The organism is Cupriavidus sp. 05T313, assembly GCF_056396665.1.
Genome location: NZ_JBFTLX010000082.1, coordinates 1 through 11,651 on the forward strand (window position 1 = coordinate 1; position 11,651 = coordinate 11,651).

Consider the following 11,651-nt stretch of genomic DNA (forward strand, 5'->3'; position numbering starts at 1 on the left):
ATCCTCGCCGCCGGCCGCCGTGCGCTTGAGTTCGTCGAGCGCACGGCGCATTGCCGCCAGCTGCTCGTCGCTGCGCCGGGACGCCGCCAGGCTGGCGGCCTCGGCTTCCAGGCTGACGCGGAATTCCAGCATGGCCAGCACGTCCATGGCGGTCCCCATGGTGGCGGGGTCGATGCGGAAGGGCGAGCCGTTCTCGGTACTGCGCGCCAGCACGAAGGTGCCGATGCCGTGGCGGGTCTCGACCAGGCCGCTGGCTTGCAGCCGCGACAGCGCTTCGCGCACCACGGTGCGGCTGACGCCGAGYGCGGCCATGATCTCGGATTCGGTCGGCAGCTTGTCGCCCGGCTTGAGCAGGCCTTGCTGGATGCGCTCGCTCAGGTTGCTCACCGCCTCTTCGGCAAGCGTGCGGCCGCGGCGCCGCAGCGGGGTGGTGGAGGCAAACATCGGGTTTGACATGATAGTGGGCAGGGGGCTTGACCGGATCTCGATGGGCTCATTATACTGCGTCGTAAGTTATATGACGACCGATAACAGGTGTCTCGTGCCTCGAATTCAATTCCAGGCCCGGCCAGCACCGACGAACTGGTACCCGGCAGCAACCGGGCAGCCAGACCGAGACAACCCGTAAGAGCCGCAGCCGCCAGGCCGTGCCTGCTCTTTCCGCCGGAATTCCACATGATCCAGACATCCATCTCCGCTACCCGCGCCGCGCCAGTCGCAGGCACGCCCGTCGTCACCGAACTCACCGTGGTGCCGGTAGCCGGCCACGACAGCATGCTGATGAACCTGTCGGGTGCCCACGGTCCGTTCTTCACCCGCAATATCGTCATCCTCAAAGACAGCGCGGGGAATACCGGCGTTGGCGAAGTGCCGGGCGGCGAAGCGATCCGCCAGACCCTGGAGGATGCGCGGGAACTCATCGTGGGGCAATCGATCGGCAATCACCAGGCCTTGCTCAATCGCGTACGCAGCGCCTTTGCCAGCCGCGATGCGGGCGGGCGCGGCCTGCAGACCTTCGACCTGCGCATCACCATCCATGCCGTCACCGCGCTGGAAGCGGCCCTGCTGGACCTGCTCGGCAAGCACCTCGGCGTGCCGGTAGCGGCCCTGCTTGGCGAGGGCCAGCAACGCGATGCGGTGGAGATGCTGGGCTACCTGTTCTATATCGGCGACCGCAACCGCACCACGCTCGGCTATCGCAGCGAACCGGAGGCGGACAACGAGTGGTTCCGCTTGCGCAACGAGGCGGCTATGAGCGCCGAAGGCGTGGTACGACTGGCTGAGGCCGCCTATGCGCGCTACGGCTTCAACGACTTCAAGCTCAAGGGCGGCGTGCTGCGCGGCGATGAAGAGATGGAAGCCATCCTGGCGCTCGCCGAACGCTTCCCCATGGCGCGTATCACGCTGGACCCCAACGGCGCGTGGTCGCTGGCCGAAGCCGTGCGCCTGTGCCGCGACAAGCATGGCGTACTGGCCTATGCCGAAGATCCGTGCGGCGCGGAGGATGGTTTTTCGGGCCGCGAGGTCATGGCCGAGTTCCGCACCGCCACCGGTCTGCCCACCGCCACAAACATGGTTGCGACCGACTGGCGCCAGATGGGCCACGCAGTGCGCCTGCAGTCGGTCGATATCCCGTTGGCCGATCCGCATTTCTGGACCATGCAGGGCTCGGTGCGGGTCGCGCAGATGTGCGCCGAATGGGGCCTGACCTGGGGCTCGCACTCCAACAACCATTTCGATATTTCGCTGGCCATGTTCACCCATGTGGCCGCTGCCGCGCCGGGCCGCGTCACCGCGATCGATACGCACTGGATCTGGCAGGACGGCGAGCGCCTGACCAAAGCGCCGCTGAAGATCGAGAACGGCAAGGTAGCCGTGCCGAGCCAGCCGGGCCTCGGCGTCGAACTCGATATGGAGCAGGTGGCGCTGGCGCACGAGCGCTACAAGAACATGGGACTGGGCGCGCGCGACGATGCGGCTGCCATGCAATTCCTGATCCCGGGTTGGACCTTCAACAATAGGGCGCCGTGCATGGTCCGGTGAGCGCGCACCATCCGGACACAAGAAATACCACTCAAAAGCGAGGAGACAACGATGTTCAAGACTGACGACCGGTCCCGCATGACCGGCACCACAGCTGCGCCCACGTACCGCGTGCTGCGCCGGTTGACCACCGCCATGATCGCAGCCGTGACGGTGCTGGCGGCCGCCGGCACCGCCGTCGCATCGACGGCATGGCCCCAGAAGGCCGTCTCGGTCGTGGTGCCGTTCCCGGCCGGGGGCTCCACCGACACCATCGCGCGCATGCTGGCGGTGCCGCTCAATGAGAAGCTGGGCCAGCCCTTCGTGGTGGACAACCGCCCGGGCGCCACCGGGGCCATCGGCGCGACCATGGTCAAGCGCGCGCCCGCGGATGGCTACACCTTGCTGGTAGCGTCGATCGGCGTCTACGCGGTGAACCCCTTCCTGCAGAAGAATCTTGGCTACGACCCGGCCAAGGACTTCGACCTGTTGACGGTTGCCGTGCGTGCGCCCAATGTGCTGGTCACCAAGCCCGATTTCCCGGCGAAGAACCTGCAGGAACTGGTTGCGTACATGAAGAAGAATCCTGGCAAGGTCGCATTTGCCAGTTCCGGAGCCGGCTCGTCCGACCACCTGACGGCCGCGTTGTTCTGGCAGAAATCCGGTACCGACGGACTCCATGTTCCCTATAAGGGCGGGGCGCCGGCCATCTCCGACCTGCTTGCCGGACAGGTGGATGTCTCGTTCCAGAACGTGAACGCGGTGCTCCAGCATATTCGCAGCGGCAAGCTGAAGGCGCTGGCGGTGACTGGCGACAAGCGCTCGTCCGTGTTGCCGAACGTGCCCACCATGGCGGAGAGCGGCGTGAAGGACGTCGATGTGTATTCGTGGCAAGGCGTGGCGGCGCCGCGCGGGCTGCCGAAGGACGTCAAGGCCAAGCTGCATGCCGCCCTGGTCGGCGCGCTCAATGAGCCCCAGATGCGGCAGAAACTGGCCGAGAACGGTTTCGAGGTGGTCGCCAACACGCCCGAGCAGTTCGAACAATTCGAGAAGCAGGAACTCCAGCGCTGGAAGGCCGTGATCGAAGCCGGCAAGATCAGCATCGACTAGGTTCGCGGTATCGGCGCAAGCGTTGCTCTTTGCCCCGCCTGTCTGCGGGGTGTTTTCATTTGCGGAGCGGATTCGGACGCGGGCGCGCGCAACCTGATAGGCTTGGGCCACGCGCGCTTTGCGCTGCCCCGCCGCTGGCGCCCCCCATGATCCGGTTCTGCAAATCGCCGCCCTGCCTGCTGATCGAGACAGAGTCCCGGTGGCTGATTCCGCGTGGGTTCGACGGCTTCGCGCCGGGGCCGCTGATCCTGGTGCGGCCTGGCGTCAGCCATGCGCTGATCGAGCATGAGAAGGTGCACGTGCGGCAGTTCTGGCGCTCGGGGGGACTGATGGGCGTGTTCTACYTGCTCAGCCCGCGCTGGCGCCTGCGTTTCGAGCTGGAGGCCTATCGCGAGCAGCTCAGGCACTGCGAGCCCGGCGCCGCGCATTATTTCGCGCGGATGCTGGCGCGGCACTATCGGCTGGATATATCGCAGGAGGAGGCGTACCGCTTGTTGACGGAGCCCGGCGAACCGGAGTGACCGTTTGCCGTTTCGCTCAATCGGGATGGCTGCATTCGCGAGCGGAAAATCTGGCGGAAGCGGTGAGATTCGAACTCACGGATGGGTCACCCCATCGGCAGTTTTCAAGACTGCTGCCTTAAACCACTCGGCCACGCTTCCGGTAAGAAAGTGCAGTCATTGTAGCGCGAACAGGGGGAGGTTCCCGCTCGTGCTTCATGCTGCATTGACGCTGGCGCAACGGCCAGCGCCGCGCATTATAGCAAGGGCGGGGACGCTTGGTTGCGCATGTTGTGCAATGTTGTCTTGTCGGTGTCTTGTCGGTGTCTGTCGGACACGGCGGAACCTTCTTTCAGGCTCGGCGCTCCTATCATGCATGAGGGCGCGCGCCGGGGTGGCGCGTCCCCCTGTTCCATGCATTTGCAGGCAATCGAAGAGGACAACTGATGAAGGGCAAGATTCTGTTGGGCGTAGCGGCGGCCGCCGCGTTGACCGGGTTGGCGGGTTGCGCGGCGCCGGGCGGCGGCTATGGCGGCGGCTATGGCGCTCCGCCGCCGCAGGCTGGGTACCAGACGCCGCCCCCGGCGCCGGCCACGAATACCTACCAGGCGCCGGCGGGTTCGGTGTTTCATGGCCGGGTCGAGTCGATCGAGCCGGTGACCACCCAGAAGAACAGTTCGGGCGTGCTCGGCACGGTCATCGGCGGCGTCGCCGGTGGCCTGCTGGGGCACCAGGTCGGCGGGGGTACCGGCAATACCATTGCGACCATCGGCGGTGCSGTRGCGGGYGSCKTGGCSGGCAACCAGATCGAGAAGCGCGCCGGCAGCAGCACCGAGACCGTCTATCGCGTCAATGTGCGGTTAGACGATGGCCGTCTGGCCACGGTGACGCAGCGCGATGTCAGTAGCTTGCGCATCGGTTCCCGTGCGYAGGTCGCCAACGACATGGCGATGCCGTATTGACCGGGACGCGGGTATCGCGTCAAGCATTTCGACAGGAAAACGGCCACCCTCGGGTGGCCGTTTTCCTGTCTGCTGCAAGGCGTCTGGCGTCACCCCTTCAGGAACATCTCCTGCAGGTCGTTCAGGAAACGCCGGCCGAGTTCGGTGGGCTTGATGGTGGCGAGATCGGCTTCGAGCAGGCCCTTTTTCTCGGCCGCGGCCAGTTCGCGGCTGATGGTGTGCAGCGGCAGCCCGGTGTGGTCGAAGAACGTGCTGGCCGGCACGCCGTCGGTAAGGCGCAGCGCGTTCAGCATGAACTCGAAGGGCAGGTCGGACGCGCCGACGTCGTGCTGCTCTTGCACGGCATTGCCGGCCATGGACTGTGCCATATAGGTGGCCGGATGCTTGTGGCGCATCTGGCGCAGTACCCGGTGCGGGAAGGAGAGCTTGCCGTGCGCGCCGGCCCCGATGCCGAGGTAGTCGCCGAAGCGCCAGTAGTTCAGGTTGTGGCGCGCTTCGCGATGCGGCTTGCCGTAGGCCGAGGTTTCATAGTGCCGGTAGCCGGCCTGGGCGGTGCGCGCTTCGACCAGGTCCTGCATTTCGTAGGCGCTGTCGTCGTCGGGCAGGGCCGGGGGGAATTTGGCGAACAGCGTATTCGGCTCCAGCGTCAGATGGTAGAGCGACAGGTGCGTGGTGTTGAACGACAGCGCCGTTTCCAGGTCCTGCGCGCAATCCGCCAGGGTCTGGCCTGGCAGCGCGTACATCAGGTCGAGATTGACGTTGTCGAAATTGTCCAGCGCGATGCCGATCGCGGCGCGCGCTTCGTCGCCGCCGTGGATGCGGCCGAGCGCGGCGAGATGGCGGTCGTTGAAGCTCTGGATGCCGATCGACAGGCGGTTGATGCCGCTGGCCCGATAGCTGGCGAAACGCTCCGCCTCGAAGGTGCCGGGGTTGGCCTCCATGGTGATCTCGGCGTCGGCGTCGAGCGGCAAGAGCGCGCGAATGTCCGAGAGCAGCCGGTCCATGCCGGCGGCAGACAGCAGGCTGGGCGTGCCACCGCCGATAAAGACCGTGTGCACGGGGCGGCCCCATACCAGGGGCAGCGATTGCTCCAGGTCGGCGCGCAGCGCATCCAGGTAGGCATCTTCCGGAATGTCGTGGCTGTCCGCCGCGCCGGGCACCGCATGCGAGTTGAAGTCGCAGTACGGACACTTGCGCACGCACCAGGGGATATGCACATAGAGCGACAGCGGCGGCGAGGCGGGCAGGGAGATCTGGCCCGGCTGCAGCCACAGCGACTTGGTATCGGCAGGGGTGGTGCCGGTCGACGCGACGGGAACGATCGGGATCATGGGCAGCCGGGCGTGATGCCGTCCGCCTGCAGGCGTTCGGTCAGCGCCTTGAGCGCCAGCGCGCGATGGCTGATCGCATTCTTTTCCGCGGGGCTCAGTTCGGCCGCTGTCTTGCCCAGCTGGGGCAGCATGAAGTGCGGATCGTAGCCAAAGCCGGCGTTGCCGCGCGGTGCGTCGACCACCTCGCCGGACCATACGCCTTCGGCGATGACGGGGCGCGGATCCTCGGCATGGCGCACCAGCACCAGCACGCAGTAGTAGTAGGCACGGCGGTTCAGCTTGCCGGCGAGTTGCGAGATGAGGTGCGCATTGTTGGCGGCGTCGGATTTCGGCTTGCCTACCAGTTGCGCGTAACGCGCGGAGTAGACGCCCGGCGCGCCATCCAACGCGTCGACGCAGATGCCGGAATCGTCGGCCAGCGCGGGCAGGCTGGACAGGCGGCTGGCGTGGCGCGCTTTGGTAAGGGCGTTTTCGACGAAGGTGGCGAAGGGTTCCTCGGCCTCGTCGATGCCGAGTTGTCCCTGCGGTATCACCTCGAATCCGAGCGGCGCCAGCAGCGCGCCAAACTCGCCGAGCTTGCCGGGGTTGTTGGAGGCGAGGACCAGGCGTTGCATGGCGTTCACCGTATCAGGCCAGGCCGAGCGCACGGCGCTGGTGCGCCACCAGTTCAGCGATGCCCTGCTCGGCAATACGGGTCATCGCATCGAGGTCGGCGCGGCTGAACGGCACGCCTTCGGCCGTGCCTTGCACTTCGACGAAGCCGCCGCTGCCGGTCATCACCACGTTCATGTCGGTGTCGCAATTGCTGTCTTCGGCATAGTCCAGGTCGAGCACGGCCACGCCGTCCACCATGCCTACCGAGACGGCGGCGACGAAATCGCGGATCGGGCTGGTCTTGAGCTGGCCGTCCCGCAGCATCGCGGAAATGGCGTCATGGGCGGCCACGAAGGCGCCGGTGATGGCTGCGGTGCGGGTGCCGCCGTCGGCCTGCAGCACGTCGCAGTCCAGGTGGATGGTGTACTCGCCCAGCGCGGACAGGTCGAACACCGAGCGCATGGCGCGGCCGATCAGGCGCTGGATTTCCTGGGTGCGCCCGGTCTGCTTGCCGCGGGCGGCCTCACGGTCGGAGCGCGTATGGGTGGCGCGCGGCAGCATGCCGTACTCGGCSGTGACCCAGCCTTCGCCRCTGCCYTTCTTGTGCGGCGGCACCTTGGCCARCACGCTGGCSGTGCACAGCACCTTGGTATCGCCAAAGGCACTCAGGACGGAGCCTTCGGCGTGGCGGGTGTAGTGTCGGGTCAGGGTGATAGGGCGCAGCGCATCGGCTGCGCGTCCGCTCGGTCGCATGTGTGGGTTTTCTCGGGAATCGGTTCAGGACACGGATTTTAACGCCGCGGGGCTGCGCGTGCCCATCCGGCTTCGATTCGGCCCTCGGCGAACCGCAAATTCCCGCGCCATTGCGGCGCGGGCGGTACTTCCGTCCGGTATGGGCGGCAGGTTTCGCAGGCCGCCCGGAACGCTTAACGCATGAAGTTGCTCGTCTTGTCGATCGCTGCGCGGATCTCGGCGATGGAGCGTTCGATTTCCTCCTCTGACAGCAGGTCGGTGTCGCCGCCGTTGTTCTCGAGGATGGAGGTGGTAAAGGTGTTGAGCGGCAGGGTCTCGGTGGCGACCGAGTCCTCGTTGGAAAGGTGTGCGTCGAGTTCCCACATCATGGCGATCGCGGTGGTGTTGTCGGCGCCGTCGCCCGCATTGTGCAGCGCTTGTTCGATCAGGTCGGGGATGGCGTGCACCACCGACAGGTGGGTCACTTTGTCAACCAGGAGCTGTTCTTCAATGCTGCCCCAGAGCCCGTCCGAGCATAGCAGCGCGACGTCGCCGGGCTCCAGCCGCAGCGGGCCGCCGATRTCGATCAGCGGCAGGTTGGGGGAGCCGAGGCAGTTGTACAGCTTGTTGCGCTCGGGGTGGTTTGCCACCTGCATCGGCAGCACGCGTTCCTGCTGCAGCAGGTTTTCGATCTTGGAGTGGTCGCGCGTGCGGGTCAGCAGGGCGCCCTTGCGCACCAGGTACAGCCGTGAGTCGCCGGCGTGGGCCCAGTGGATCTGGCCATTCTGGACCAGGCAGCAGACCACGGTGGTGCGGGGGACATCGGCCAGCCGGTTGGCTTCGGCATAGCGGTGGATTTCCCGGTGGGCCAGCATGATGGTGTCCTGCAGGAAATCGGCAGGATTGCGGATCGAGGGCCGGGCCTGGGCCTGGAACTGGCGCGCCAGGGTCTGCAAGGCTTGCTGCGCGGCGACTTCGCCTAAAGCGTGGCCGCCCAGGCCATCGGCCAGGACCATCAACAGGGCATCCCGCGTGAAGCAATAGCCCATGCGGTCCTGGTTGATGCGGCGGCCGCCTTTTCTGCTTTCCTGATAGACGGAGAATCGCATGGTGGCTGTAGGGAAATCAGTTTTCGGGAGACGGCGGCGCCGCTTTTGTGCCCGATCGGCGCTGGGTGTGGCAGGGCAGCGGGGCGACGGCTCCCATGATGGTAGGGGATGGCGGAGCAGGCCGGAGCGCAGAGCACGCGTCAGACGCGGGTAGATGTATCGTGTGCATCATTCGGCGCCTGTGCCGGCCTCTTTGGCATGGATGCCCGCGGCGGGTTCTTCGCGCTTGCGCAGCAGGGTGAGGAACCGGCTGGCAAGGGGACGCTCGGCGGCCGCGGAGGTGGCCGGTGCGGCCGCCTGTTCGCCCAGCGCATTGGTCTGTTCGCGCAACTCCTTCTGCAGCCGGAACACGCTCTGCGGCCGTTCGGATGGCGTCAGGCGCAGGCACCATTCGACCAGGTCCACCAGGCCATTGGTGTAGCTGGTGCGCAGCCGGGTGATGGAGTCCGCCATGCGATCATCTTTTTCGCGCTGGTTCGCCTCCTGCGGCGGCATGCCGGCCATGCAGGCATAGAGCGTGGCCCCGAGGCTGTAGATGTCGGTCCACGGCCCCAGTTCGGAATGCTTGCCGTAGAGTTCGGGCGCGGCAAAGCCTGGCGTGTACATGGGCTGGAAGCGCGACGCTTCCATCGTCAGGATCTGGCGCGCAGCGCCGAAATCCAGCAGGATGGGCGACTCGTCCTCGCGCAGATAGATGTTGCCGGGCTTGATATCGAGGTGCAGCAGCTTGTGGATATGCACTTCGCGCAGACCGCTCATCAGGTCGTGGAAGACCTTGCGGATGAAGTGTTCGCGCAATACCTTGGCGCGGCCTTGCTGGCGGGCGTGCAGGATGTGTTCCTGCAGCGTCTTGCCCAGCTCGTAGTTCATCACCATGTAGACGGTGGAATTCTCGCGGAAGAAATTCACCACGCGCACCACGCTGGGATGGGAAATGCGGGCCAGCGAGCGGCCTTCCTCGAAGAAATACTTGAGCCCCAGGCGGAATGAAGCGGCGCTTTCTTCCGGCACCACGGGGATCAGTTCGCCGGGTTTGCGGCGAGCCAGGGACGACGGGAGGTACTCCTTGATCGCAACGGGAGAGCCGGTCTCGTCGGTGGCAAGGTAGACGAAACTGAACCCCCCGCTGGCCAACTTCTTTACAATACGGTAGTTGGACAGCAGCGTGCCGATGGGCAGCGGTGCGCTCTTCGGAGGTGATGCGCCCTTGGACTCTGTCATAGGATTCGGGACCTTGATTGCCTCCGGATTGTCCTGACTAATCGATGACTTGTAAAGAACACAATAGCGGCCATTTTTGGCTCTCTTTTCGGCGTTCGGCCGGCGCGGATGCGGGGCTGCCAGCTCCCCGCGCCGTCTGAACGCATGCGGCCGGATGGCCATTTCGCGAGACTACTCAATGATTCACAGCATGACCGGCTACGGCCTGGCGACCCGCCAGGCGCCGCTGACCGACGCGCATGGCGTGCCCACCGGCAGGACGGCTTCCGTCTCGGTGGAGTTCCGCACCGTCAACTCGCGCTTCCTCGACCTGTTTTTCCGGGCTCCCGAAGAGTGCCGCGCCTTCGAGCCGGCCCTGCGGGAAATGCTCATGGCGAAGCTGTCGCGCGGCAAGCTGGAGTGCCGCATCAACCTGCAGCGCGCCGATGCCGGTGCCGGTGGCACCACGCTGGCGCTCAACGACGCCCTGCTGGCGCAGATCCGCTCGATCGAAACCACCGTGGCCGCCACCTTTTCCGAGGCTGGCTCGCTGCGCATGGGCGAGATCCTGCGCTGGCCGGGCGTGCTGGTCGAGCCCGAACTGTCGCAGGACGCGTTGCGCGAGGCGGTGACGGGCGCGGCCAAGGAAGCGCTGGCCCAGTTGCTCGAAGCGCGCCGCCGCGAAGGCGATGCGCTCAAGGCCACGCTGGACGAACGGATCGAGGCCATGCTGGCCATCGTCGCGCGCCTGACGCCGACGATCCCGCAGCTGATCGCCTGCCAACAGGAAAAGCTGACTGAGCGCCTGCAGGAGGCGTTCAACCTGGTGGCATCGAACGGCATGCCATCGATGAGCCGCGATGAAATCGGCGAGCGCATCCGCCAGGAAGCCACGGTCTACGGCATCCGCATCGACATCGCCGAAGAGCTGTCGCGCCTGCAGGCGCACCTGAACGAAACCCGCCATATCCGTTCATGGTGGTGGCGCCCTCCGGTGCCGGCAAGTCCACGCTGGTCAACGCGCTGCTGGCGCAGGACCAGGCCATCCGCCTGTCTATCTCGCACACCACGCGCGCGCCACGGCCGGGCGAGCAGGATGGCCGCGAATACCACTTCACCACGGTGGACGCCTTCCGCGCCGCGCGCGATCGCGGCGAATTTCTCGAGTGGGCCGAGGTGCACGGCAATTACTACGCCACTTCCCGGGTCTGGATCGAGCAGCAGATGGCCCAGGGCAACGATGTGCTGCTGGAAATCGACTGGCAGGGCGCGCAGCAGGTGCACCAGCGCTTTTCCAACGCCATGGAGATCTTCATCCTGCCGCCGTCGCTGCAAGCGCTGGAAGAGCGCCTGAACAAGCGCGGCCAGGACGAGCCCAACGTGATCACGCGCCGCCTGCTGGCGGCCGGCAGCGAAATGGCCCACGCTTCCGAGTCGGACTATGTCATCATCAACGAGGTTTTCGAGCAGGCGCTCGAACAACTGCGCAGCGTGATACGTGCTACCCGTCTGCGTTTTTCGTCGCAAAAGGCGCGTCACGCCGACCTCTTCATCGAGCTCGGTATTCACTGATCCGGAGCGCGGCGGGAACGTTTCTTGCCGCGTGCTGTAAAATAGCCGGCATCGCATAAGGTTTTGTCCCGAGGTGGATTTGATATGGCGCGTATTACCGTCGAAGATTGTCTGAAACACATCCCGAATCGTTTCGAGCTCGCGCTCGCGGCGACCTACCGGGCCCGTCAGCTGGTGCAGGGTCACACCCCCAAGGTCGAGGCCAAGGACAAGCCCACCGTGGTGGCGCTGCGCGAGATCGCTTCGGGCCAGGTCGGCATCGAGATGCTCAAGAAGGTACCGACCTGATTTTCGGGCGGCGGTGGCCAGTCCTCGCAACGCGTACCTTTGCATTGAGACTCTGCTAACGTACCGGTTCGCGTACTTGCTTAACCAGCCAGATTTCGGAAAGCCGCCCACATGTCTTCCTCCCAGCCTTCCTCTCCTGTCGCGACGGCCAGCCCCACGGCGACGCCGGCGCGCCCGCGCGGAGAAGCGCCTGGTGACGCGGGGGGCGAAGCAGTGCCTCCCGTTCAGCGC

General features: G+C 65.7%; 12 protein-coding genes, 1 tRNA gene and 1 pseudogene. 7 read left to right on the forward strand and 7 right to left on the reverse strand.

Annotated elements, in window-relative coordinates; translation table 11 throughout:
- Positions 1 to 456: FadR/GntR family transcriptional regulator (locus tag AC1DKD_RS18815; RefSeq protein WP_477143560.1), on the reverse strand; the 456-nt coding region annotated here is incomplete at its 3' end.
- A 219-nt stretch (positions 457 to 675) separates the two neighbouring features.
- Here AC1DKD_RS18815 and gudD point away from each other — a divergent pair.
- The 3 genes from gudD to AC1DKD_RS18830 all read left to right on the forward strand — a co-directional run bounded on the left by gudD (position 676) and on the right by AC1DKD_RS18830 (position 3,653).
- On the forward strand, positions 676 to 2,043 hold the full coding sequence (gene gudD, locus AC1DKD_RS18820; RefSeq protein ID WP_441632108.1) for a glucarate dehydratase: 1,368 nt from the start codon (positions 676 to 678) through the stop codon (positions 2,041 to 2,043).
- A 135-nt stretch (positions 2,044 to 2,178) separates the two neighbouring features.
- On the forward strand, positions 2,179 to 3,132 hold the full coding sequence (locus tag AC1DKD_RS18825; protein ID WP_441632137.1) for a Bug family tripartite tricarboxylate transporter substrate binding protein: 954 nt from the start codon (positions 2,179 to 2,181) through the stop codon (positions 3,130 to 3,132).
- A gap of 146 nt (positions 3,133 to 3,278) precedes the next feature.
- The gene (locus AC1DKD_RS18830) at positions 3,279 to 3,653 is read left to right on the forward strand and encodes a hypothetical protein (protein ID WP_441632106.1); all 375 of its coding nucleotides are present in this window, start codon (positions 3,279 to 3,281) and stop codon (positions 3,651 to 3,653) included.
- 51 nt (positions 3,654 to 3,704) lie between these two features.
- On the opposite strand, the gene AC1DKD_RS18835 is transcribed toward AC1DKD_RS18830, so the two are convergent.
- Positions 3,705 to 3,794: transfer RNA gene (locus AC1DKD_RS18835), tRNA-Ser, on the reverse strand.
- A gap of 284 nt (positions 3,795 to 4,078) precedes the next feature.
- On the opposite strand from AC1DKD_RS18835, the gene AC1DKD_RS18840 reads away from it, so the two are divergent.
- On the forward strand, positions 4,079 to 4,594 hold the full coding sequence (locus AC1DKD_RS18840; RefSeq protein WP_477143561.1) for an outer membrane lipoprotein: 516 nt from the start codon (positions 4,079 to 4,081) through the stop codon (positions 4,592 to 4,594).
- Positions 4,595 to 4,683: 89 nt separating this feature from the next.
- Here AC1DKD_RS18840 and hemW read toward each other — a convergent pair whose 3' ends face one another.
- The 5 genes from hemW to AC1DKD_RS18865 form a co-directional block, all read right to left on the reverse strand.
- Complete coding sequence (gene hemW, locus AC1DKD_RS18845; protein WP_441632102.1) at positions 4,684 to 5,925, reverse strand: radical SAM family heme chaperone HemW; 1,242 nt, start codon at positions 5,923 to 5,925, stop codon at positions 4,684 to 4,686.
- A complete protein-coding gene (gene rdgB, locus AC1DKD_RS18850; protein WP_441632100.1) occupies positions 5,922 to 6,539 on the reverse strand; it encodes an RdgB/HAM1 family non-canonical purine NTP pyrophosphatase in 618 nt (205 codons plus the stop codon). The genes hemW and rdgB overlap by 4 nt, the downstream gene beginning before the upstream one ends.
- A 13-nt stretch (positions 6,540 to 6,552) precedes the next feature.
- Positions 6,553 to 7,272 carry a ribonuclease PH gene (rph, locus tag AC1DKD_RS18855; protein ID WP_045238632.1) on the reverse strand — a complete coding sequence of 240 codons (720 nt, stop codon included), beginning with the start codon at positions 7,270 to 7,272 and terminating at the stop codon, positions 6,553 to 6,555.
- A 173-nt stretch (positions 7,273 to 7,445) separates the two neighbouring features.
- Complete coding sequence (locus AC1DKD_RS18860; RefSeq protein WP_035859458.1) at positions 7,446 to 8,360, reverse strand: PP2C family protein-serine/threonine phosphatase; 915 nt, start codon at positions 8,358 to 8,360, stop codon at positions 7,446 to 7,448.
- 168 nt (positions 8,361 to 8,528) lie between these two features.
- Complete coding sequence (locus tag AC1DKD_RS18865) at positions 8,529 to 9,581, reverse strand: serine/threonine protein kinase (protein ID WP_441632098.1); 1,053 nt, start codon at positions 9,579 to 9,581, stop codon at positions 8,529 to 8,531.
- Between the two features lie 178 nt (positions 9,582 to 9,759).
- Here AC1DKD_RS18865 and AC1DKD_RS18870 point away from each other — a divergent pair.
- The 3 genes and pseudogenes from AC1DKD_RS18870 to rpoZ form a co-directional block, all read left to right on the forward strand.
- Positions 9,760 to 10,530 (forward strand): annotated as a pseudogene (locus AC1DKD_RS18870) (YicC family protein); the annotation flags it as partial.
- A gap of 5 nt (positions 10,531 to 10,535) precedes the next feature.
- Complete coding sequence (gene gmk / locus AC1DKD_RS18875; protein ID WP_477143562.1) at positions 10,536 to 11,132, forward strand: guanylate kinase; 597 nt, start codon at positions 10,536 to 10,538, stop codon at positions 11,130 to 11,132.
- Positions 11,133 to 11,216: 84 nt separating this feature from the next.
- A complete protein-coding gene (gene rpoZ / locus AC1DKD_RS18880) occupies positions 11,217 to 11,420 on the forward strand; it encodes a DNA-directed RNA polymerase subunit omega (protein WP_006578656.1) in 204 nt (67 codons plus the stop codon).
- Positions 11,421 to 11,651 lie beyond the last annotated feature (231 nt).

Bases quoted from the DNA above. Each gene is read 5' to 3' on its own strand.
- gudD (WP_441632108.1), top strand. From the start codon at position 676: ATGATCCAGACATCCATCTCCGCTACCCGCGCCGCGCCAGTCGCAGGC.
- AC1DKD_RS18825 (WP_441632137.1), top strand. From the start codon at position 2,179: ATGATCGCAGCCGTGACGGTGCTGGCGGCCGCCGGCACCGCCGTCGCA.
- hemW (WP_441632102.1), bottom strand. From the start codon at position 5,925: ATGATCCCGATCGTTCCCGTCGCGTCGACCGGCACCACCCCTGCCGAT.
- rdgB (WP_441632100.1), bottom strand. From the start codon at position 6,539: ATGCAACGCCTGGTCCTCGCCTCCAACAACCCCGGCAAGCTCGGCGAG.
- AC1DKD_RS18865 (WP_441632098.1), bottom strand. From the start codon at position 9,581: ATGACAGAGTCCAAGGGCGCATCACCTCCGAAGAGCGCACCGCTGCCC.
- gmk (WP_477143562.1), top strand. From the start codon at position 10,536: ATGGTGGTGGCGCCCTCCGGTGCCGGCAAGTCCACGCTGGTCAACGCG.
- rpoZ (WP_006578656.1), top strand. From the start codon at position 11,217: ATGGCGCGTATTACCGTCGAAGATTGTCTGAAACACATCCCGAATCGT.